Annotated in this window: 21 protein-coding genes and 1 rRNA gene; 10 read left to right on the top strand and 12 right to left on the bottom strand. The window is 63.8% G+C overall.

The features are described from left to right. Nucleotides 1-76: 76 nt before the first annotated feature. From panB to thpR, 7 genes are all read right to left on the bottom strand, one after another. Entirely contained in the window at nt 77-871 is a 795-nt protein-coding gene (panB, locus tag AB5Y64_RS14130) for a 3-methyl-2-oxobutanoate hydroxymethyltransferase (protein ID WP_039040847.1), read from the bottom strand. 20 nt (nt 872-891) lie between these two features. Beyond that, nucleotides 892-1,389, bottom strand: a complete 498-nt coding sequence (gene folK / locus AB5Y64_RS14125; protein ID WP_039040848.1) for a 2-amino-4-hydroxy-6-hydroxymethyldihydropteridine diphosphokinase — start codon at nt 1,387-1,389, stop codon at nt 892-894. Between the two features lie 10 nt (nt 1,390-1,399). Beyond that, nucleotides 1,400-2,890 (bottom strand): polynucleotide adenylyltransferase PcnB, encoded by a 1,491-nt coding sequence (gene pcnB / locus AB5Y64_RS14120; protein WP_039040849.1) that lies wholly within the window; start codon nt 2,888-2,890, stop codon nt 1,400-1,402. Nucleotides 2,891-2,990: 100 nt separating this feature from the next. Then, on the bottom strand, nt 2,991-3,893 hold the full coding sequence (gene gluQRS / locus AB5Y64_RS14115) for a tRNA glutamyl-Q(34) synthetase GluQRS (RefSeq protein ID WP_039040850.1): 903 nt from the start codon (nt 3,891-3,893) through the stop codon (nt 2,991-2,993). A gap of 109 nt (nt 3,894-4,002) precedes the next feature. Beyond that, nucleotides 4,003-4,452 (bottom strand): RNA polymerase-binding protein DksA, encoded by a 450-nt coding sequence (gene dksA, locus AB5Y64_RS14110; RefSeq protein WP_029314801.1) that lies wholly within the window; start codon nt 4,450-4,452, stop codon nt 4,003-4,005. A 119-nt stretch (nt 4,453-4,571) separates the two neighbouring features. Then, nucleotides 4,572-5,315 (bottom strand): DNA/RNA nuclease SfsA, encoded by a 744-nt coding sequence (sfsA, locus tag AB5Y64_RS14105; RefSeq protein WP_039040851.1) that lies wholly within the window; start codon nt 5,313-5,315, stop codon nt 4,572-4,574. Continuing rightward, the gene (gene thpR, locus AB5Y64_RS14100) at nt 5,312-5,857 is read right to left on the bottom strand and encodes an RNA 2',3'-cyclic phosphodiesterase (protein ID WP_039040852.1); all 546 of its coding nucleotides are present in this window, start codon (nt 5,855-5,857) and stop codon (nt 5,312-5,314) included. The genes sfsA and thpR overlap by 4 nt, the downstream gene beginning before the upstream one ends. Before the next feature lie 184 nt (nt 5,858-6,041). On the opposite strand from thpR, the gene hrpB reads away from it, so the two are divergent. The 3 genes from hrpB to AB5Y64_RS14085 all read left to right on the top strand — a co-directional run bounded on the left by hrpB (nt 6,042) and on the right by AB5Y64_RS14085 (nt 11,382). Next, a complete protein-coding gene (hrpB, locus tag AB5Y64_RS14095) occupies nt 6,042-8,495 on the top strand; it encodes an ATP-dependent helicase HrpB (RefSeq protein ID WP_368204025.1) in 2,454 nt (817 codons plus the stop codon). Nucleotides 8,496-8,616: 121 nt separating this feature from the next. Then, nucleotides 8,617-10,938: a penicillin-binding protein 1B gene (mrcB, locus tag AB5Y64_RS14090; protein WP_010675566.1), complete on the top strand. Its 2,322-nt coding sequence runs from the start codon at nt 8,617-8,619 to the stop codon at nt 10,936-10,938. A gap of 42 nt (nt 10,939-10,980) precedes the next feature. Then, the gene (locus tag AB5Y64_RS14085) at nt 10,981-11,382 is read left to right on the top strand and encodes a VOC family protein (RefSeq protein ID WP_010675565.1); all 402 of its coding nucleotides are present in this window, start codon (nt 10,981-10,983) and stop codon (nt 11,380-11,382) included. A gap of 89 nt (nt 11,383-11,471) precedes the next feature. On the opposite strand, the gene AB5Y64_RS14080 is transcribed toward AB5Y64_RS14085, so the two are convergent. Further along, a complete protein-coding gene (locus AB5Y64_RS14080) occupies nt 11,472-11,792 on the bottom strand; it encodes an SMR family transporter (RefSeq protein WP_010675564.1) in 321 nt (106 codons plus the stop codon). Further along, nucleotides 11,780-12,172: an SMR family transporter gene (locus AB5Y64_RS14075; RefSeq protein ID WP_319882424.1), complete on the bottom strand. Its 393-nt coding sequence runs from the start codon at nt 12,170-12,172 to the stop codon at nt 11,780-11,782. Before AB5Y64_RS14075 ends, AB5Y64_RS14080 begins: the two co-directional genes overlap by 13 nt. Before the next feature lie 157 nt (nt 12,173-12,329). On the opposite strand from AB5Y64_RS14075, the gene AB5Y64_RS14070 reads away from it, so the two are divergent. Beyond that, nucleotides 12,330-13,211 (top strand): LysR family transcriptional regulator, encoded by an 882-nt coding sequence (locus AB5Y64_RS14070; protein WP_039040858.1) that lies wholly within the window; start codon nt 12,330-12,332, stop codon nt 13,209-13,211. Between the two features lie 42 nt (nt 13,212-13,253). Here AB5Y64_RS14070 and AB5Y64_RS14065 read toward each other — a convergent pair whose 3' ends face one another. Continuing rightward, entirely contained in the window at nt 13,254-13,769 is a 516-nt protein-coding gene (locus tag AB5Y64_RS14065) for a DUF2937 family protein (RefSeq protein ID WP_010675561.1), read from the bottom strand. A 202-nt stretch (nt 13,770-13,971) separates the two neighbouring features. On the opposite strand from AB5Y64_RS14065, the gene AB5Y64_RS14060 reads away from it, so the two are divergent. Next, entirely contained in the window at nt 13,972-14,655 is a 684-nt protein-coding gene (locus tag AB5Y64_RS14060) for a phosphatase PAP2 family protein (protein WP_010675560.1), read from the top strand. Between the two features lie 259 nt (nt 14,656-14,914). Beyond that, a complete protein-coding gene (locus AB5Y64_RS14055; protein WP_039040859.1) occupies nt 14,915-15,817 on the top strand; it encodes a sulfite exporter TauE/SafE family protein in 903 nt (300 codons plus the stop codon). A 46-nt stretch (nt 15,818-15,863) separates the two neighbouring features. Here the strand turns inward: AB5Y64_RS14055 and AB5Y64_RS14050 are convergent, their stop codons facing one another. Both AB5Y64_RS14050 and hemL read right to left on the bottom strand, forming a co-directional pair. Continuing rightward, on the bottom strand, nt 15,864-16,676 hold the full coding sequence (locus tag AB5Y64_RS14050) for a hypothetical protein (RefSeq protein ID WP_039040860.1): 813 nt from the start codon (nt 16,674-16,676) through the stop codon (nt 15,864-15,866). Nucleotides 16,677-16,876: 200 nt separating this feature from the next. Next, entirely contained in the window at nt 16,877-18,163 is a 1,287-nt protein-coding gene (gene hemL, locus AB5Y64_RS14045) for a glutamate-1-semialdehyde 2,1-aminomutase (protein WP_039040861.1), read from the bottom strand. A 209-nt stretch (nt 18,164-18,372) separates the two neighbouring features. On the opposite strand from hemL, the gene clcA reads away from it, so the two are divergent. From clcA to AB5Y64_RS14025, 4 genes are all read left to right on the top strand, one after another. Beyond that, complete coding sequence (gene clcA / locus AB5Y64_RS14040; protein WP_039040862.1) at nt 18,373-19,767, top strand: H(+)/Cl(-) exchange transporter ClcA; 1,395 nt, start codon at nt 18,373-18,375, stop codon at nt 19,765-19,767. An 87-nt stretch (nt 19,768-19,854) separates the two neighbouring features. After that, nucleotides 19,855-20,547 (top strand): DUF6776 family protein, encoded by a 693-nt coding sequence (locus tag AB5Y64_RS14035; protein ID WP_039040863.1) that lies wholly within the window; start codon nt 19,855-19,857, stop codon nt 20,545-20,547. A gap of 89 nt (nt 20,548-20,636) precedes the next feature. Beyond that, a complete protein-coding gene (gene erpA / locus AB5Y64_RS14030) occupies nt 20,637-20,987 on the top strand; it encodes an iron-sulfur cluster insertion protein ErpA (protein WP_010675554.1) in 351 nt (116 codons plus the stop codon). Between the two features lie 490 nt (nt 20,988-21,477). After that, nucleotides 21,478-21,935 (top strand): 16S ribosomal RNA (locus tag AB5Y64_RS14025); the annotation flags it as partial.

Here is a 21,935-nt window from a genome sequence, read left to right as displayed (position 1 = left end):
AATCAATAAAAGAGGGGGTCGTCAGGGGGGAGGGCGAGACGGGGGCACAGGCCCCCGCGCTCATGACGACAGAAAGTCAGTTGAAGCAGTGCTCGGGGCCGGGGAAGGTCCCCTCGCTCACCTGCTGCACGTAGAGACGAATGGCGGCACGCATGTCACCGGTCTCGGCCAGGAAGTTCTTGGTGAACTTGGGCACATAACCGGAGGTGATGCCGAAGGCATCGTGCATCACCAGGATCTGGCCGTCGGTGGCAGGGCCGGCACCGATGCCGATCACCGGAATGCGCAGCGCCTTGGTGATGCGCTCTGCCAGAGAGACGGGCACGCACTCGAGCACCAGCAACTGGATGCCGGCGGCTTGCAGCTCCAGCGCCTGGCGGTAGATCTCCTGGGCGTGGAACTCGTCGCGCCCCTGCACCTTGAAGCCGCCAAACACGTGGACGGATTGCGGGGTCAGGCCGAGATGGCCGCACACCGGCACCCCGTTGCGGGTGAGGTGGCGGATGGAGTCGCACAGCCAGTCCCCCCCTTCCATCTTCACCATGCGGGCACCGGCCGCCATCAGGCGCGCCGCGTTCTGGTAGGTCTGCTCCGGGGTGGCGTAGCTCATGAACGGCATGTCGGTCACCACCAGGGCATTGGTGGTGCCGCGCACCACGCAGCGGGTGTGATAGACCATCTCGTCCATGCTGACCGCCAGGGTGTCGTCTCCGCCCTGCAATACCATGCCGAGGGAGTCGCCGATGAGCAGCACCTGGGCGCCCTCGTCGTCGAACAGCTTGGCGAAGGTGGCGTCATAGGCTGTGATGGCGGTGATTTTCTGTCCGTCCTGCTTCATCTTCTGCAGGTGGGTAGTGGTGATCTTGCTCATTACGTTGTTCCTACTCTTCTCTACTCGCCTGCTGCACCGGCCAGGATCGCGAGTCCATTGCGCGGGCAGCGGGCAACCAGTTCGGTGAGCGGGGTGCCGCAGGGCAGCACCAGGGAGGGGGCTATCTCTGCAAGGGGGAGCAGGACGAACTCCCGCTCCTTCATGCCATAGTGAGGCACCGTCAGGCGCTCATGCCGGATGACCTCGTCGCCGTACAGCAGCAGATCGAGATCCAGGGTCCGGGGGCCCCAGCGCTCATCCTTGCGCACTCGCCCCTGTGCCTGCTCGATGCGCTGCAGCTCGTCCAGCAGCGCCAGAGGGCTGAGGCGGGTGGCAAGGCGCGCCACGGCATTGACGTAGTCCGGCTGATCCGCAGGGCCCATGGGGCGGCTGCCGTAAAGGTGGGAGGTCTGCAGCAGCTCTGACTCGGGCAGGGTCGCCAGCGCGGCGATGGCGCGGCGAGCCTGGCCGAGGGGGTCGGCCAGGTTGGAGCCGATGGCGACGAAGACCTCGATCATCGGCGGCTCCTTACTCTGCCGACTTCGGCTTGCGGCGACGGGGGCGACGGCGGTTGCGGCCATTGCCGCTGCGCTTCTCGCCATCACCGCTGCGGGAGTCGGCGCGCTCGCCGCTCGCCGGGCGGCGGGTCGCCTCCCGTTGCAGTTGCGGGCGCACGTCCGGGTTGGAGGCCACATAGCGCTCCCACCAGCTCGCCAACTCGCCGAGGCCGCGCTCGACCCGGTTGCGCAGCAACAGGAAGTCGAAGGCCGCACGGAATTTCGGGTGCTCCATGGCGCGCTCGGGGTGCTTGCCCTGGCGGCGGGTCAGGCGCTGCTGCAGGGCCCAGATGTCGCGCACGTCCGTGGTGAAGCGGCGCGGCACGGCGATGATCCGCACCTGGTTGTCGAGCACCTCGTTGATAGCCAGCATGAAGGCATCGTACCAGGGCAGACCGCTCTCGTTTTCCAGCACGCGGCCGCGGGCCTCGACGGCGCCCCACAGCAGGGTGGCGTAGAGGAAGGCGGGGGTGACGCGCTTCTCTTCACGGACCCGGGTATCGGTGTCCATCAGCGCCTGCTCGATGAACTGCTCGTAGGGCGAGTTGCCGTGGGGGGTGAACAGGGCGGCTACCTGGGGGAACAGCGGCTGGAACAGCCCGTATTCCCGCAGCAGCTTGTAGGTGGCCAGACCGTCCCCCGCCAGGAACAGCTTGAGGGTCTCTTCGAACAGGCGGGCGGCCGGGATGTCCTGCAGCAGCGGGGCCAGCTCCCGGATGGGGGCGGCGGTGCGCGGGCTGATGGTCATGTCGAGCTTGGCGGCGAAGCGCACGGCGCGCAGCATGCGCACCGGATCTTCCCGGTAGCGGGTCTCGGGGTCGCCGATGAGCTCCAGTCTGCGCGCGGCCAGGTCTTCCAGCCCACCCTCGAAATCGTGCAGGGTGAAATCCTTGGCGCTGTAGTAGAGGGCGTTGACGGTAAAGTCGCGACGCTCGGCATCCTCTTCGATGGTGCCGTAGACGTTGTCCCGCAGCAGCATGCCTTCATCGGACTGGGCCGACACATGCTTGCTGGTATTGACCTGATGGTGGTGGCCCCGGAAGGTGGCCACTTCGATCACGTCACGACCAAAGACGATGTGGGCCAGGCGGAAACGGCGGCCGATGAGGCGGCAGTTGCTGAACAGCGCCTTGATCTGCTCCGGCGTCGCGTCGGTGGCGATGTCGAAATCCTTGGGGGTCTTCCCGAGCAGCAGGTCACGGACGCCGCCGCCGACCAGGTAGGCCTCATAGCCCCCCTTGTTCAGGCGATAGAGCACCTTGAGGGCATTCTCGCTGATCTCTTTGCGCGAAATCGGGTGCTGGTCACGGCTCAAGGTACGGCGCTGTCCGGCGACACGGGCCGGAATGGGGGACTCCACCGACTGCTCGCCGTCTTCCTTGCCGAGCACTTTGCGGCAAAAGTTTGCGATCTGGGAAAAAATGGTACACCTCGTTATGACTTTAAATTGACGGGAGGCCAAAAAAATAGCGGCCTATCATAGCTCAGCCCCAACCAAATGAGAAACGGTGTGGCCTGCTTCCCCTTGATTGGTCCTTTTGGGGCAAGAAATGCAGCCGGGGCTAGCTTTGCCCTTGCGGGATCTTCTGCTGGCGGGGCACCCGGGCCAGCTGCCAGTGGGCGATGCCCCAGCCGATGATCTCGTCGATACGGCTCGCCATCAGCTCGGGCGGCGGGCACTGACCGAGAAAGTGCAACGCCTGCCACAGGGCCGGTCGTGCCTCGTCCTCCGACAGCGCCGGCGCATGGTTCTGCTTGGAGAGCTTGTTGCCATCCGCTTGCACCGCCAGCGGCAGGTGCACCCAATCGGGGACGGCAGCCCCCAGAGTCTGGTAGAGGGCAATCTGGCGCACCGTGGGTTCCAGCAGATCGGCGCCGCGGACGATCTCGGTGATGCCGCTGTCCATGTCATCCACTACCACCGCCAGGTTGTAGGCGTAGAGCCCGTCCCGGCGGCGCACGATGAAGTCCTCCTCCGCCAGCGCCGCGGGGACGGTGATCTCTCCCTGCAGCGCATCCTCGAACCGATAGACCGGGTGGTGCTGGCGCAAACGGGCGGCACACCCCTCTGCGGTCAGCCCCAGGGCGCGGCAATGGCCGTTGTAGAACCCCCCTGCGGCCATGATTTCGCGCCGGGTACAGCGGCACCAGTAGAGATCCCCGGCCCGATAGAGCTGATCGATGATCTCGTCATAGCGGCCATGGCGCGCGCTTTGGAACATCACCTCCCCATCCCAGCCAAGACCGTGTGCCTCCAGGGTGGTGAGGATAAGGTCAGCCGCTCCCGGCATCTCCCGCGGGGGGTCGATGTCTTCGATGCGCACCAGCCAGCGTCCCTGCTGCGCCCTGGCCTGCAAGAAGCTGCCAAGGGCGGCGACCAGGGATCCGAAGTGGAGCGGACCGGACGGTGAGGGGGCGAAGCGGCCCACATAGGGGCGTCGGGAGGGGGGGGATGTCATGACCATGGCAATTCGGGTAAGCGATGCATTGAGGCTGCATTCTGGGACGGCCCGACCAAAAGCTCAATAAAAAAGGGAGCCTGGGCTCCCTTTTCGTTCCTGTGGATGGGCGGCATCAGCCAGCCATCTGTTTTTCCTTGATCTCGGCCAGCGTCTTGCAGTCCACGCAGAGGTCTGCGGTCGGACGGGCTTCCAGACGGCGGATGCCGATCTCGATGCCGCAATGCTCGCAGTAACCGAAGTCATCTTCTTCGAGCAGCAGCAAGGTTTTCTCGATCTTCTTGATCAGCTTCCGTTCACGGTCGCGGGTGCGCAGTTCGAGAGCAAACTCTTCTTCTTGCGCGGCGCGATCCACGGGATCCGGGAAGTTGGCAGCCTCATCCTTCATGTGGTCGACGGTGCGGTCAACTTCCTGCATCAGTTGGTTGCGCCAGGCTCCCAGGATCTTGCGAAAATGTACCTTCTGTTGGTCATTCATGTACTCCTCACCGGCTTTCATCTGGTAAGGCTCTACACCCGCAATGGCCAGGGGGCCCAGAGATTTCCTGTTTTCGCCTGTTGGCATGCCCTGTCTCCTAATTCAGCACGCTACCCGTGCCATCCATAAATTGAGGGCGACATCTATAGCAGAAGGGTCAACGGGAGGCAAACAAGCCTTATCAATAATGTTACCCACTTCTGCATTTATTCTCTGCCCTCGGGTAGCATATGGTCAGATTCAAATGGGATAAAATCCTGAGCCACCATGCCCTGCACCCCAACATGGGGGCGATAGCATAAAATTTCAACCCCTGCCGCCATCGCCTGTTCAACAAGCTGACTATAGTGCGGATCGATATGGGCTGCAGGGCGCATTCTCGCGATGCCGGAGTGCAATACCATGAACAGCAGCACGGCCCGGTGCCCTGCCGCCTTCATGGCCATCAATTCACGCAAGTGCTTGGCGCCGCGGGTGGTAACCGCATCGGGGAAGTACCCCATGCCGGGTTGCTCCCGTTCGTCGAGCAGGGTGACGGATTTCACCTCGATGTAACAATCCGGCCTGTGGTCATCTTCCAGCAGCAGGTCGATGCGGCTGTTCTCTTCCCCGTATTTCACTTCGGTGCGCAGCCTGGCATAGCCTGCCAGGGGGGCGAGGGCGCCCTGTTCGATGAGCTCCCGGGCGATCTGGTTGGCACGGGCCGTGTTGACGCAGATGAAGTGACCCGCCGGGCTCTCGGCGATTTCCCAACTGTTTGGCAGCTTGCGCTTGGGGTTGTCGGATGTGGAGTACCAGACCCGGGTGCCCGGCAGGGCGCAGCCGGTCATGGCACCGGTATTGGCGCAGTGGATGGTGATCACCTCGCCGTTGTCGAGCGCCACATCCGTCAGGAAGCGCTTGTAGCGGGAGAGCAGCTGCCCGGACTGCAGGGGGGGATCGAAGATCATGGGGTGAGCTCCTCGCGGTGCGGGTTTTTGACGCGGGCCCGCAGGGGCCAGCAGGCGAGCGGTTCGTAGTGGACGCCGTCCGGCGTGCTTACGGATTGATAGAGGCAGAAGCGATCGGCCCTGAGCAGAAAATCCGGCGCAGGCAGCTCGCCGGGGGCCTCGCCCGCCTTGCGCGACAGGGTGACGTGGGGGCGATAGCCCTGCTCGCCGTTGCCCAGCCCGAGTTTTTCACCGTGGCGGCGCAGTGCCCTCGCGAGCACGGTCAGCTCGTTCGGCCACTCACCGGGCCCCACCCAGGCGGCTTTGGCGCGCTGAAACCAGCCGGTCTGATCCAGATGGACGCTGAAAGGGGGGCAGTGCTGTCGCTCGGCGGCCGCGATCAGGCGAGCCTGGGTCGTTTCGTCGGCCTCCCCGAGAAAGGCCAGGGTCAGGTGCAGGTTGCTCTCGGGCACCGGCTGGCCGGGCCAGGGGCGCTGGTCTCGCCAGGTCGCAAGCTCGGGGGCAAGCTCTGGCAGGGGCAGGGCAAAGAAGAGTTTGGGCATGCGGCGTGTCGGTCCTCGTGATGGGCATCGGATAAGGGCCATTCTATGGCAGCCGCTCCCGGGATGTCTTGCCGTGTTGCACCTGACGCTTCCTGCCCCTGCCCGGCAGGGGCGCTTACGATGGCCGGGAGGCTGTGGCAGAATGGACCCCTTTTCAGGAGTGTCACAGAAGGTGCCCATCGCTTTGTCTTCCCTCCCCATCGTCCCGGTGTTGCCCGAACTCTTTGCAGCCCTCGACAACCATACCAGCGTGATCCTGCAGGCGCCCCCCGGTGCGGGCAAATCGACCCTGCTGCCCCTGGAGTTGGTGCGCCAGCACCGGCTGCCCGGGCGCATCATCATGCTGGAGCCCAGGCGCCTCGCGGCGCGCAACATCGCGAGCTTCCTCGCGCGTCAGCTGGGGGAGAAGGTGGGCGAGCGCATCGGCCTGCGAGTGCGCGGGGAGAGCCGCACCAGCAGCCAGACCCGGCTCGAGATCGTGACCGAGGGGGTGCTGACCCGGATGCTGCAGCAGGATCCTGAGCTCACCGGCGTGTCGCTCGTCATCTTTGACGAGTTCCACGAGCGCAGCCTGCACGCCGATACCGCGCTGGCCTTCGCCATCGAAAGCCAGCAGGGGTTGCGCGATGATCTCAAGCTGCTGGTGATGTCCGCCACCCTGGATGGCATGGCCCTGGAGCGCCTGCTGCCAGGTGCCCCCGTGGTGCGCTCCGAGGGGCGCGGCTTTCCCATCGAGTACCACTATCGCCCCGCCAATCGCCAGCAGTGGCTGGAGCCCCAGGTTGGCGCCGTGGTGCTGGAGGCGCTCGCCAGTCAGGCTGGCAGTGCCCTGGTGTTCCTGCCGGGACAGGGGGAGATAGAGCGGCTGGCACAGTGGCTGGAAGGGCGGTTGCCAGGGGATGTGACCCTGGCTCCCCTCTATGGCCGTCTTGACCTCGCGGCCCAGCAGGCTGCCATCGAGCCTGCGCCTGCGGGTCGTCGCAAGCTGGTGCTCACCACCAACGTGGCGGAGACCTCCCTCACCATCGAGGGGATCTCCGTGGTCATCGACAGCGGACTGGAACGGCGCGCCACCTTCGATATCAAGAGCGGCATTACCCGGCTGGAGACCCGGCCCATCGCCAAAGCCTCCGCCACCCAGCGGGCGGGGCGGGCAGGGCGGCTTGGCCCCGGCGTCTGCTACCGGCTGTGGAGCTGCGAGGTGCAGGAGCGCCTCGCCGAGCAGAGTCCCCCCGACATCCTGACGCAAGAGCTCACAGGCCTGCTGATGGACGCCGCCCAGTGGGGGGCCCGGGTGGAGGCGCTGCCCCTGCTGGACATGCCGCCCCCTGCTGCCGTGGCCAGCGCCCGGCGGTTGCTGGTGGCCCTGGGCGCCATGGCCCCGGAGGGTGAGCAACAACTTACCCCGGCAGGCCGTGCCATGGCGGCCTTCGGCACCCATCCCCGCCTCGCCCGCATGTTGCTGCGGGCCCGGGAGCTGGAATCCGAGGGTCTGACAGGGATTGTCGCCGATGCGGCTTTCCTGGTGGCGCTGCTGGAAGAAGATCTGCGAGGATCGGAGCGCCTGTCCGTGCTGTTCCACCGCCGTCAGGGCGCCCTGCGCCAGGGGGCGGCCCGCTGGTTCGAGCGGCTCGGCGTGCGGGCAAGCAGCCCGCAGGGTCAATGGCTGGGGTTGCTGTGCGCCCTCGCCTGGCCCGATCGCATCGGCAAGCTGCGCAGTGGCAGCCGCTATCAGCTCAGTGGCGGGGTGAGCTGCGATCTGGTAGAAGGGCATCCCTGCCAGGGGCTGGGGGCCATCGTGGCCGTCGAAATGGGTCAGAACGAGCGCGGCAGCCGCATCTTCATCGCCGAGCCGGTGGCGCTGGATGAGTTGGTGCGCCAGCTGCCCGAGCTGGTGAGCGAGCGCCAGTGGTTCGACTGGGACGATCGGGAAGAACGGGTGCGTGCGGAGCGCCAGCAGGTGCTCGGCGAGCTGGTGCTCGGCCAGCGGCCGCTGACGGATCTCTCCGATGAACAGAAGGGGCGCTGCCTGCTGCAGGGCATTCGGCGCAAGGGGCTGCACGTGCTGCCCTGGGACGAGAGCAGCGAGGGGCTGCTGGCCCGCTTGCGCTGCGCCCGCGACTGGCTGCCCGACGAAGCCTGGCCCGCCATGGATGAGGAGAGCCTGCTGGCCGACCTCGAGCAGTGGCTGCTGCCGGTGGTGAGCGGCATGACCCGGCTGGAGCAGTTGAAGCGGCTCGACATGAGCGACATCCTGCGCCAGTCTCTGCCCTGGCCCCTGCCAAGGCGGCTGGACGAGGCGCTGCCGAGCCACTTCACCGCACCGACCGGCAGCCGGGTGCGGATCCGCTACCAGCCGGGTCAGGCGCCAGCGATCCCGGTGCGCATCCAGGAGATGTTCGGGCTGGGCGCCACCCCATGCGTGGCCGATGGCCGGGTGCCCCTGGTGGTGGAGCTGCTCTCCCCGGCCCAGCGCCCCTTGCAGATCACCGCGGATCTCGCCGCCTTCTGGGCGGGATCCTATGAGCAGGTGAAAAAAGAGATGAAGGGGCGCTACCCCCGTCACTACTGGCCGGACAACCCGCTGGAGGCGATGCCGACCCGGGTGACCAAGAAGAAGATGGGATTGCAGGAGTAGCCGACGGGGCAGTGTCGGTCGGTACGATCAGAACAAGATGGCGGTGGCACAGCCCCCTCCACAACAGGCATCGCAGGCCGCTCGCATCAGCGGGATGGCGAGGAGAACGACAAGAGGATTTATGGCAACCCAACGACGCAAGCGCACGCCCAAGAAGGCGGCGCCCAAACGCACCATCTGGCGCACCCTGTTCTGGCTGGGCTTCAAGCTCTCTCTGGTGGTGGCGGCCTTCATGGTGGTGTTTGGCATCTATCTCGACACCAAGGTGCGCGAGCGCTTCGACGGCGAGAAGTGGCAGTTGCCGGTGATGGTCTACAGCCGCCCGCTGGAGCTCTATCCCAGCCAGCGGCTCTCCCAGACCCAGATGCTGCGCGAGCTCAACATGCTGAGCTACAAGCAGGTGCGTCAGCCCCATACCCCGGGTGAGTACGCGGTGAGCGGCAATCGCATCGAGCTGGTGCGCCGGCCGTTCGAGTTCCACGACGGTGCCGACGGCGCCCGTGGCCTGCGTCTCACCTTCAACGGGGCGCGCCTCGAGGGGATCCAGTCCCTGGAGAACCAGCGCCAGCTCGGCTATGCCCAGATGGACCCGGTGCTGCTCGATCGCCTCAACACCGAGGATCGGGAAGACCGCCTGCTGGTACGCCTCTCCGAGGTGCCGGACAGCCTGCTGGTGACGTTGCTCACCACGGAAGACAGGGACTTCTACCAGCACGGCGGTGTCTCGCCGGTGGCCATCATGCGCGCCATGGCAGCCAACCTGCTGGCGGGTCGCACCGTGCAGGGGGGCAGTACGCTCACCCAGCAGCTCGCCAAGAACTTCTTCCTGACCCGTGAGCGCAGCCTGTGGCGCAAACTGCAGGAAGCCTACATGGCGGTGCTCATCGACTACCGCTACAGCAAGGACGAGATCCTGGAGGCCTACCTCAACGAGGTCTATCTGGGGCAGAACTTCTCCCAGGGGGTCTACGGCTTCGGGCTCGCCTCCTACTTCTACTTCGGTATTCCGGTCAACGAGCTGGACATCGATCAGGTGGCCCTGCTGGTGGGCATGGTGAAGGGCCCCTCCTATTACGATCCCTGGCGATTTCCCGACCGGGCCAAGGCGCGCCGGGATCTGGTGCTGAAACTGCTTGCGGATCACGGCAGCCTGACCCAGGCCGAGTATGACCTGGCCAGCAAGCAGCCCCTTGGCATTATCGCCCGCGGCCAGATGAGCTATGGCCGTACCCCGGCCTTCATGGGGCTGCTCAAGCGGGAGATCCAGAACCGCTTCGGCCCGGATCTGCTAAAGCAGTCCGGCCTCAAGATCTTCACCAGTCTGGATCCCATCGCCCAGCACGCCGCCGAGCAGGCGGTGGAGTCGGGTCTGGCCACCATCGAGAAGCAGCGTGGCAAGAAGAAGCTGGAGGCGGCCATGGTGGTTTCCGACTGGCACAAGGGCGAGGTGGTCGCCATGGTGGGGGGACGGGATCCCCGCTACGCCGGCTTCAACCGGGCGCTGGATGCCCGCCGTCAGATTGGCTCCCTGGTGAAGCCTGCGGTCTACCTGACCGGCCTCTCCAACGGCCTGACCCTGGGCACGCCGCTTAAAGATCAGCCGATCCGGATTCGCGGCCAGGATGGCCAGATCTGGACGCCGCAGAACTACGACCGCAAGTTCCGCCAGAGCGTGCCCCTGATGGAGGCGCTCGCCAGCTCCCTCAACGTGCCGACCGTCAACCTCGGGATGCAGATAGGCCTGGACAAGGTGGTGGACACCCTGCACAAGCTGGGTGTGCAGCAGGAGATCCAGCCCTATCCGTCCCTGGTGCTGGGGGCGGTGGCGCTCTCGCCCATGGAGGTGAACCAGATGTACCTGCCCATTGCCAACCAGGGGTTGACCCAGCCCCTGTCGGCCATCCGGGCCGTGGTGAATGGCGAGGGGCGCCAGCTCTACCAGCATGACGAAGCGGCCAAGCGAGTGACGGATCCCCAGGCAAGCTGGCTGACCCTGTTCGCCATGACCAAGACGGTGAGCCAGGGGACGGCCCGGGCGCTCGGTGCCAAGTTCCCCGGGGCCACCATGGCCGCCAAGACCGGTACCACCAACGAGCTGCGTGACTCCTGGTTTGCCGGGATGGACAACAACGAGCTGGTGAGCGTCTGGGTCGGCCGTGACGACAACACCCCGGCCGGGTTGACCGGTGCCAGTGGCGCCCTGCAGCTGTTCAGCGGCTACATGAGCCAGCGAGGGGTCAACAGCCTGGGGCTGAAGATGCCCGAAGGGGTGAGCTGGGCCAACTTCTCCCGCTCGAGCGGTGCCCGGGTGGCCAGCGATTGTCCCGGCAGTCTCCAGGTGCCGGCCAAGCTGGCCGGTCTGGCCGAGCCCATGAGCTGTGCCAGCCCGGTCTCGGACCCGGCGAATGCCCTGGACAACTGGTTCAACGGTTTCTTCAACTGACGAAGACGGGCAGCGCAGGCTGCCCGTTTTGCAAGGATTGCCATGACCCATCCTCTGTTTGAGGCCATCCATCACGTGGCCATCATCGCCAGCGACTATCCGCGCTCGCGCCACTTCTATCACCAGGTGCTGGGGTTGCCCATCATTGCCGAGACCCTGCGGGCAGAGCGCCAGTCGTGGAAGCTGGATCTGGCGCTGCCGGACGGCAGCCAGCTGGAGCTGTTCAGCTTCCCGGCGCCGCCGCCCCGCCCCTCCAGGCCGGAGGCGTGCGGGTTGCGCCACCTGGCGTTTCGGGTGGCGGATCTCGACCGGGTCATCGCCCACCTGGAGCAGCACGGGGTGGAAGTGGAGCCGGTGCGGGTGGACGAGCTGACCGGCAAGCGCTTTACCTTCTTCGCCGACCCCGACGGCCTGCCGCTGGAGCTGTACGAGGCAGCGCGTTAGGCTGCCTGTTGCAATCTGGATGATCGGTTTGACCATGAAAAGGCCGCCCTGGGAACAGGGCGGCTTTTTTCATGGGGTTGGAGAGGGGATCATGCTGTGGTCAGCAGGGCGACCGCCACCGCCATCACCATCATGCCGAGCCAGCCGACGGGTCTGAGGCGCTCGCCGAACAGCAGCAGGCCCCCGAGGGCGGTGCCCAGGATGCCGATGGCGCCCCAGGTGGCATAGGCCACGGCCAGATCGATCTTGCCGGTACTGACCGCCTCGCTGAGCAGAGTGAAGGCACAGAGCACCAGCAGAATGCCGAGGACGCCCCACCCCTTGTCACGAAAACCGACGGAGCGGTTGATTGCCATGTTGGCGCCGATATCCAGCAGGGCGGCGCCCAGTACGATGATCAACGGGTGCATGGGGCTTCCCTCCTCTGGCGGGTGGGGGCTGGTACATCATGGGTCTCGCCCAGGGTCACCATGACAATCCCCACTATGGCCAGCGCCAGTCCGATCCACTCCTGGACGCTCAGCTCGTAGCCGAGGAACAGGACGGAGACGGCGGTGATGAGGGCGATCCCCAGCCCTTCCCACAGCGCAAACGCGATACCAATGGAGATTGTCCTGGCGGCCTTGGCGAGCAGCAGGTAGGAGAGGGTGATGAGGAGCCACATCGGCAGATAGTGGATCCAGCCGCTCTCGCTCTTTGGGATCAGGGCCATGGAGGAGGTGCCGGCGACCTCGGTCAGGATGGCCCCCGTCAGGAAGAGGCGGGCCAAAAGCAGGGGACGGGATGACATGCAGTTTCCTTCTGTTGCTGCGACGAAGAGAGGATAACGGCACCCGAAACGGGCAAGGTTATCGCTGAGCGTCGAGAAAGCTGTCGCTGCTTGTTTGCCTTGGGGGCGGGGCAGGGGATAAGGTGGTGATGGAATAATCTGCCGCCAGTTTGAAGTCATGAAGCTAAATCAGATACAACTCTTTGTAGAAACAGCAGACAGTGGTTCGATAGCCAATGCCGCCAGACGACTTGGCAAGAGTCGCAGCGCCGTGAGCTCGGCGATTGCAACCCTGGAAGTGGAGCTTGGCGTCGAACTTTTCGAACGAGGGGCGAATCAGAGCCGGCTGACCGAAATCGGCGAGCAAGTGCTGGACGACTGTCGGCGGCTGTTGCAGGCCGCCAACAGCCTGAAGCTCAAGTGCGAGCACCATGCCTCCGGTGCCGAGGTGGCGCTGCGGGTAGCCCGGGACGACGCCATTCCCGAGGTGGTATGGCGCGAGATGCTGGGGGCGCTGCGTCGCCAGTTTCCGGGCACCAGCATCTCCCTGGTGCTGGCCTCACCGCCGGAGCTGCCGGCCCTGGTGGAAGAGGGGTTCGTGGATGCCGCCTTCGGCCTCATCACCGAGGAACAGGAGCGCAGCGGTCTTTGCATTGACGTGCTCAACCCGATCCGCACCCTGATGGTGGTGGCGCCAAGCCACCCGCTGGCTGGGCTGAAGCGGGTGTTGCAGCAGGATCTGACCGATCACACCCAGGTCACCCTCTCCTATGTGGACGCGTTTTCGGTCAAGAGCCTGCTGCCCATCGGGGGGCAGCATATCGGGTTGTCGAGTTTCGAACTGATGCGGGATGCGGTGCTGGATGGTCTGGGCTGGGCGGTGCTGCCTTCACCCCTTATCCAGAGCCAGCTGCGCCAGGGGGAACTGCTGACCCTGAAGCACAAGTTCAGCCTGCAGTGGCGTGATTACGGAGTCTATCTGTCGGAGAACGCCCATCACGGCAAGGTGCTGGCCTGGCTGAAGAAGGCCATAGAAGCCTATCTCGAACCCTTCGAGTAGCCGCCAACCGGGGCGGGCCCCCCGGTTGGCAGTGAGAGGGGATCAGCGCAGGCCGTGACGGGGGACGCGCTGGCGGGAGCGAAATGGCAGCAGCAGGAGGCCGAGCAGCAGATCCCCCGCCAGGGAGGCCAGCAGACCCGCCGCCACGCCGCAGAAAATGGCGGCCTGTTTGAGGGGGACCACATAGCCGTAGTTGTGCAGGGTATCCTGCCAGAGGGCGGGATCGGCGCGCAGCAACAGGTGGGAGAGCTGCTGGTACCAGGGGCTCTCCCGCACGGCGATCTCCCCCTGAAGGTGCTGCTGCTGGTTCACCAGTTGCTGGAGGCTGGTGGCATCCTGGGTGAAGACGGGATCCTGGCTGGCACCGTAATGGGCGACCAGCGCCTGCAGATCGCCATTGAAGTGCTGGTCCGCCGTGCGCTGGAAGGGGGCCAGCGCCAGACCTGCCTGCTGCAGCCGGGCATCCAGCCGCTGGAAGTAGAGATCGACCAGCCCGGGGATCTGTACACCTGCCAGCAAACCGAGGGCAAACAACATCATGCGAAGGTAGCTGCGCATCATCATCATCCTGAACGAAGGGAGCGCCCATACTAGCCGCAACCGGTGGGAGAGCCAAGGAGGGGGCGCGCTTGCCCACCTGGTCGGCGGCGCCAAAAGAAGAGCCGATGGAATACCTTTGTTACACGAATTCTTACACTTTTGTGATGCAAGTCATCTTGCGGCTGGCCTAGAATGAGCGTTTTTCGAAGGACACGTCGGCATGAGCAAGTTCATTCCTTTCTATCTGGCCGGGGGCCTCATCGCCTTCAGTTGGGGCGCCCTGCCTGAGCACGGCCCCTGGGATGGGTGGGATCTCGCCCTCTTCCAGCTGGTCAATGGCTGGATTGGCCACTCCCCCCGTTGGGCCGATCTGGTGGCCATCACCAACAACCGCCTGTTCGATCTGGCCGCGCTGGCCTGCATGGGCGGGATCCTCGCCAGTTGCTTCTTCCGTGCCGACGGGCAGGAGCGCCGTCGTCTGGTGGCCATGGGGGTCGTGATGCTGCTGGGGGCCCTGGTGATCAATCAGCTCGGGCATCTGTTGCCGGTCAGCCGTCCCAGCCCCACCCTGATGGTGGACGGGGCACTGCGCCTGACCGAGATCAGTGCGATTCCCACCAAGGACTCCGCCGGTGACAGCTTCCCCGGTGATCACGCCCTCTTCCTGATGATCTTCGCCGGTTTTGCCCTGCGCTATCTGCCGCGCTGGGCCGGGGTGGTTGCGGTGGTGATGGTGCCCCTGTTTTCGGCGCCCCGCATCCTGGCGGGTGCGCACTGGATGACGGACGTCTATGTGGGCGCTCTTTGCCTCTCCCTGATCTGCCTGCCGCTGCTATTGCTCACTCCCGTGTCGGATCGCCTGATCGACCGCCTGGCTCCCCGGCTGCCACGCTGGATTGCCTGACGGAGAATGAAAAAAGAAGGCGGGTCACCCCGCCTTCTTTCGTTTACGCCTCACCGGTGCTGTGGTCGTCGCGAAATGACCAGGACTACGCCCGATGAGCCCGGGCTGTCGCCCTCCCAACCAGTATGGATAGCCCCATTCGGGTTCTGCCAGCCAAAATAGTCGGGGCCAAACGTTTGCACCCGTCGTCTCATGATCCTGGCCAGGATTTTTTCCCTCCGCTGCCTTAGAATCGCCGCCCGTTGTTGGAGGTCTCCCCATGCTTGTCACTTTTCTGCGTCTCTTGTTTATCGGTTGTGCCCTGGTCTTTCTCGTTATGCTGGTCCGTGCCTGGTGGCACAAACGGCGTCATGGCCAGCTCGAAGCCACCCCTTTCTGGCCGGTGGCGGCCATCGGCTTTGTGGCCAATTTTCTCGATACCCTGGGGGTGGGGAGCTTTGCGGTGAAGACCGCCTGCTACAAGCAGTTCAGGTTGGTCGATGATCGGGTGCTGCCCGGTACCCTCAACGGCCAGTGCGTGCTGCCGACCGTGACCCAGGCTCTCATCTTCATCGGCGTGGTCAACGTGGATCCCGTCACCCTCATCAGCATGATGGCGGCTGCGGCGGCCGGTGCGGCCTGGGGCGCCCGTTACGTGGCCTCCTTTGATCGCCAGACCATCCGGCTGGTGATGGCGGTCTCCCTGCTGGTGGTCGCCGGTCTCATCTTTGCCGGTCTGCTTGGGCTCTTCCCCCTCGGTGGCGAGGCCATGGGGCTGAGCGGTTACAAGCTGGGGATCGCCCTTGCCGGCAACTTCCTGTTCGGAGCCCTGATGAACGTCGGTATCGGCCTGTTCGCCCCCTGCATGACCCTAGTCTATCTGCTCGGCATGAACCCGCTGGTGGCCTTCCCCATCATGATGGGATCCACCGCCGTTCTCAGCGTCTTCTCGGCGGGGACCTTCATTCGCAAGGGGGCTTTCGATGCGAGGGCCGTGCTGGCGGTGGCCATCTTCGGCCCCATCGGCGTGGTGCTGGCGGCCATGCTGGTCAAATCCATGGAGATGGAGATGCTCAAATGGCTGGTGGCCTTCATCGTCATCTATACCTCCTGGACCATGTACGCCTCCTGGCGGGCGGCGCGGCGACAGCCAGCGCCCGCGCTGGCAGAGGCGACGAGCTAGCTGGCGTCGGCGAGGCCCGCCTGCACGGGCGCCCCGCGTTGGTATGTCATCCCGCTCGCCCGGTCCTGGCGCGTCTTCTGATGCCTCTGGCAGCCCCCTCCGGGTGGGCGGTCTGCTGGCTGGAGGCGACCAGTGCGGCTTCCGCCCTGGCACCGAGAAACACATAGAGCCCCAGCGCCAGCAGCAACCCCACGGCGCAGCCCATCACCCCCACCGCAGGCCAGAGCAGTTCGCTCTGGCCGAGGGATCCCTTGAACAGCAGCAGCAACCCCTCGATGGAGACCGCGATCAGGATGGCGGCGATAAAGCGGGTAATGGTGCGCCGGATGGCGCTGTGGCGGAAGATGTCCTTATGCAGCAGCACTTCCTCTTCGAGGATGGTCTTGCCGAGATCGAACACCGCCAGCGCGAGCGTGAGGAAGATGATGGCGCTGAAGGCCCCCAGCCGGTTCTGCTGGGTGCCGCACAGGAGCAGATAGAGCTGTTCCAGCCCGTGCCAGATGAGGGTGCCGACGATGAGAAACAGGGCCAGACTCAGGACGACGTAGACGGCCCTGAACCAGGGAATGGCGCGCCGCCGCTCTCTGTCCCCCATCAGCCAGGCGATCAGCTGGTGCAGGTTGATCTCCAGCTCCCGGCCATGGCCCTGCACCAGCAGGCGCAGCTGCCCCTGGGCCGCCGGAACGGGCGCCAGTATGGCTGGCCTGATCTGGGGGGCCAGGCTCTTCACCTCCTCGACGAAGGCATAGGTCTTGAGAGACGCCTCGGGGAGGGTGAGCAGCCCCAGCAGCAGGGGGGCCAGCTCGGTTTCGTACTCCTGATAGCGCCGCAGCACATCGATGGGGCTCATCTCTGCCATATACACCTCGGTCCAATGGGCTCCTGAAGCAGGGGCCTGCAAATTGTGGGCCCGATTTATGACAGCCCGTGTACGGCGCGGCGCACCAGCAGGTGGCAAGGTTCCGGTGAGGGACTTAAGGATGCACCACTATGGTGCCTTGTCGGGACGAGCAAACAAAAAAGGGCCCCATCGGGGCCCTCTGCACATCTTGCTGCTTGTCAGCCAGCCAGCTTGGCGAAGCTGCGCTCGGCGGCCGCCAGGGTGTGTTCAATCTCCTTGTCGCCGTGGGCAAGCGACAGGAAGCCCGCCTCGTAGGCGCTCGGTGCCAGATAGACACCCTCTTCCAGCATCAGGTGATAGAAGCGCTTGAAGCGTTCCATGTCGCAGCGAGTCACCTGCTCGTAGCGGGTGATCTCGGTCTCGTCGGTGAAGAAGAAGCCGAACATGCCGCCCACGTAGTTGATGGCAAGCGGGATGCCGTGCCTGGCGGCGGCCGCTTTCAGCCCTTCGGCGACACGGGCGGTCTTGGCGCTCAGCTGCTCATAGAGGCCCGGCTCCAGCAGCAGATCCAGCATGGTGAGGCCGGCGGCCATGGCCACCGGGTTGCCGGAGAGGGTACCAGCCTGATAGACGGGGCCGGTCGGGGCGATGTGCTGCATCACCTTCTTCTTGCCGCCGAAGGCGCCCACCGGCATGCCAGCACCGATGATCTTGCCGAGGGTGGTGAGATCCGGGTCGATGTTGTAGTGACCCTGGGCACCACGCAGGGAGACGCGAAAACCCGTCATCACCTCGTCCAGGATCAGCAGGGCGCCGAATTCGTCACAAATGGCGCGCAGCCCTTCCAGGAAGCCGGGCACCGGCGGGATGCAGTTCATGTTGCCAGCGACCGGCTCGACGATGATACAGGCGATCTCGCTGCCGTACTGGGTAAAGGCTTCGCGCACCGAGTCCAGATCGTTGAACACGCAGGTCAAGGTGTGCTTGGCGAAATCGGCCGGTACGCCCGGGCTGTTGGGCTGACCCAGGGTGAGGGCGCCGGAGCCAGCCTTGACCAGCAGGGAGTCGGCGTGGCCGTGGTAGCAGCCTTCGAATTTGACTATCTTGTCGCGGCCGGTGTAGCCACGGGCCAGCCGGATGGCGCTCATGGTCGCCTCGGTGCCGGAGTTGACCATCCGCACCTGCTCCATGGAGGGCACGATCTGGCGCACCTTCTCGGCCATCAGCACTTCGATCTCGGTCGGCGCGCCGTAGCTCAGCCCTTTTTCCACTGCCTTGATGACGGCGGCCTTGATGGCCGGGTGGTTGTGGCCCAGCAGCATGGGGCCCCAGGAACCGATGTAATCCACATAGGCCTGGCCGTCCACGTCATAGAGGTAGGCGCCATCGGCGTGATCGATGAAGCGGGGTGTGCCGCCGACCCCGTTGAAGGCGCGGACCGGTGAGTTGACGCCACCCGGAATGGTCTGGCGGGCCTGTTCAAACAGCTGATCTGATTTTGACATGGATCATCCTTAATGGGATTTTGGTCGTTACCCGGGCGCAGGCTGCCGATTGCGGCTCGGCAGGGGATGGCGGGAGGAGTATGCTTTGCGCTCTCGCCCCGGACTCTCGCCCGTGATACATGAAACGGGCCGACTATAGCAGAAAGGCCCAGAGCTGGGCAGCCGAGGCCGAGGTGTGTCTGGTCCTCGTTAGATGAGCGTGATTATCCATGGAGCAACAAGCCATTCCTTCCGCCGACGCGGCCTCGCTGCGTCGTCCTCCAGTCTTGCAGCGCCTGATACGGCGGGACAAGATGCCGCTGCTGGTGCTCCTGTTGGCGGCCCTGGTCGGCCTGCTGGCAGGCCTGGTGTGCGGATTGTTCGAGTCTTGCGTTCACTGGCTGGCCCAGCAGCGTGTCGACTTGCTGGCCGATCGCCCCTGGTGGCAGCTCGGCCTGCTCGGCTTTGGTTTCAGCGCCCTGCTGGGGTTGGTCGGCTATTTCCTCACTCATGCCTTTGCCCCCGAGGCAGGGGGATCCGGTATCCCGGAAATTGAAGGGGCCATGGACGACCTGCGCCCGGTACGCTGGTGGCGGGTGTTGCCGGTGAAGTTTTTTGGCGGGGTCTGCACCCTGAGTTCCGGCATGGTGCTGGGGCGGGAGGGGCCCTCGGTGCAAATAGGGGGCAACCTCGGCAAGATGGTGGCGGATATCTTCCGGTTGCCCAAGGAGCATGGCCACGCCCTGCTGGCTGCCGGTGCGGCGGGTGGTCTCGCTGCGGCCTTCAATGCCCCGCTGGCAGGGATACTGTTTGTCATGGAAGAGATGCGACCGCAATTTCGCTACTCCTTCCTCGCCATCAAGGCGGTCGGGATTTCGGCCGTCATGGCGACCCTGATGCTGCAGAACATGAAAGGGCAATCCCCCGTCATCATGCTGCCTCACTACGACGCTCCGGCCTTGAAGGCGCTCTGGCTGTTTCTCTTCATGGGGGGCTGCTTTGGCGTGCTGGGGTTCGTCTTCAACAAGCTGGTGCTTGCCTGTCAGGACGGCTACCTGGCGCTGCACCAGAACAAGCGTCACCGCTTCGTCATCATCGGCATGGGGGTGGCTGGAACCTTTGGCATGCTGTCACTGTTCGCCCCTTCTGTCACTGGAGGGGGAATCGAGCTCATCCCGCATCTGACGGGGGGAGACTATGCGATGGCGACGCTCTTCATCATCTTCTCGGTGCGACTGGTGGGTACCCTCATCTGCTTTTGCTCGGGGGCCCCTGGTGGTGTCTTTGCGCCGACCCTGGCGCTGGGCACCCTGTTCGGGGTGATCTTTGGTCACCTGTTCCACTCTGCATTTCCCGATCTCGGCATCGAACCGGGCGCCTTTGCCATCGCCGGCATGGGGGCGCTCTTCGCCGCCACCGTGCGCGCCCCCATTACCGGCATCGTGCTGGTGACCGAGATGACCGACAACTATCAGCTGATCCTGCCCATGATGATCACCACCATAGGGGCAACCCTGGTGGCGCAATGGTTGGGGGGGCGCCCTATCTATTCCCAGATCCTGGAGCGAACTTTACGGCTTGCTGCGCGTCAAAACCGGGGTGAAAGCAGCATCGCGACCGGTTAACTCTTTGTTTATCCGTATCAATCCGGCATGGTCGCGTATAGTGAAAAGAAACCGGCCGTGTGGATGTCGGCATAGAGAAGAGGCCTTATGTCCCAAATCGTGAAGTTATTGGTGGTGCTGGCCGTGGGGGCATGTATCGGTTATGTCGTCGGGAACAGACAGGAGCTGGCTCAGAGCAGCCTGATGACGGTGCAGCAAGAGACGTTGGAGCGTCAGAGCAAGGCCATTGCACAACTGAAGACGGATCTCGGCGTCAGGGAGACCCTGCTGGCGACCCAGAAGGCCGCCTTCGAGCAACTTCAGCAGACGCTCAAGGATCAGGAAGCTCAGGTACAGGAGCAGAAACGCCAGCTGGCCTTCTTCGAGCGCATCATGCGTCCCACCGGCGAACAGGTGGGGGTATCCATCGACAATCTGACATTGCAGGAGACGAGTGTTCCGGGTCGCTACCACTATCGTCTGGCGCTCACACAACCCGCCAAGAAGCGGGAGTTGTTTCGGGGGCAGGTGCAGATCCGGCTCGAAGGCAGTCTGGCTGACAAGCCCAGGATCCTCAGTGGCCGGGATCTTGGCATGAAGGTGGGGGAGGGACGCTACGCGTTGCGATACTTCCAGCTCTTGGAGGGCAATTGGCAGCTTCCCTCAGGCTTCATCCCGGACAGGGTGAGAATCCTCATCCCGAAGGAGGGTCGGCAACCGGCCCAGGAGCTGGTGGCCGAGTGGAACGAGGTGCTCAAGCCTCTGGTCGCTCAACCAGCCCCCTTGCCGGCAGCGCAGTAAGAGAGTGGTGAATACTTGAACTAAATGGTCGGGTATTGGATAATTTCGCGGTTTCCATGTTTGTGGATGTAACGGTTGTGAGGTCAGCAATGAGTGCAGTAGCAGAAGCCCCCTTGCCCATCCAGATGACGGATGCGGCAGCCAACAAGGTAAAGACCTTGATCACCGAAGAAGAGAATCCCGAACTCAAGTTGCGGGTCTACATCACTGGGGGGGGCTGCTCCGGTTTCCAGTACGGTTTCACGTTTGACGAGAAAATCAATGATGGCGATACCGTGGTCGAGAAGAGCGGCGTCACCATGGTGATCGATCCCATGAGCCTGCAATACCTGGTCGGCGGCAGTGTGGATTACACCGAAGGTCTGGAAGGCTCCCGCTTTACCGTGACCAACCCCAATGCCACCACCACCTGTGGTTGCGGTTCCAGTTTCTCCATCTGATCTACAAGCAGCGTGATATGAAGGGCCCCGAGGGGCCCTTTTCATTTTTGTATGCCTGGCGTGGCTGGCATGCAGATCTTGATGTGGCGAAAACGGGTACCGATTGGTAGCGATAGAGAAGGCGTGCAGGCTCATTTAGATGAATTGTTGATGGTTTTTTAGTCTGGTTGGTTGTTGATTAAACACCTGAACGTCTTTTTCAAATAAACACGTAGTTTTCGCTTGTCAGCGAGAATCATATCCCTATAATGCGCCTCCATCAGCACGGCGCAGTGCGCGTCTGGTCCACCTTGCAAAGCAAGCTGGTGAGGGTTATAGTTTCAGACCCTGCTCTTTAACAATTTGAATCAAGCAATCTGTGTGGGCACTCACAGCATCGAGCATCAAAAACAATTTTTGATATCAATGTCTGATGAAGTGACCAAAGCAACGAAAGTTGCAGCAGTTAATTCAGCAATTCATTGAGCCGCTTTTCGAAGCAACCAAACTTAAATTGAAGAGTTTGATCATGGCTCAGATTGAACGCTGGCGGCAGGCCTAACACATGCAAGTCGAGCGGCAGCGGGAAAGTAGCTTGCTACTTTTGCCGGCGAGCGGCGGACGGGTGAGTAATGCCTGGGAAATTGCCCAGTCGAGGGGGATAACAGTTGGAAACGACTGCTAATACCGCATACGCCCTACGGGGGAAAGCAGGGGACCTTCGGGCCTTGCGCGATTGGATATGCCCAGGTGGGATTAGCTAGTTGGTGAGGTAATGGCTCACCAAGGCGACGATCCCTAGCTGGTCTGAGAGGATGATCAGCCACACTGGAACTGAGACACGGTCCAGACTCCTACGGGAGGCAGCAGTGGGGAATATTGCACAATGGGGGAAACCCTGATGCAGCCATGCCGCGTGTGTGAAGAAGGCCTTCGGGTTGTAAAGCACTTTCAGCGAGGAGGAAAGGT

Source organism: Aeromonas sp. R5-1, assembly GCF_040908265.1.
Classification (GTDB): domain Bacteria; phylum Pseudomonadota; class Gammaproteobacteria; order Enterobacterales; family Aeromonadaceae; genus Aeromonas; species Aeromonas caviae.
Note: the sequence above shows the minus strand (reverse complement) of the source record. Positions and strands in the feature narration are given on the sequence as shown.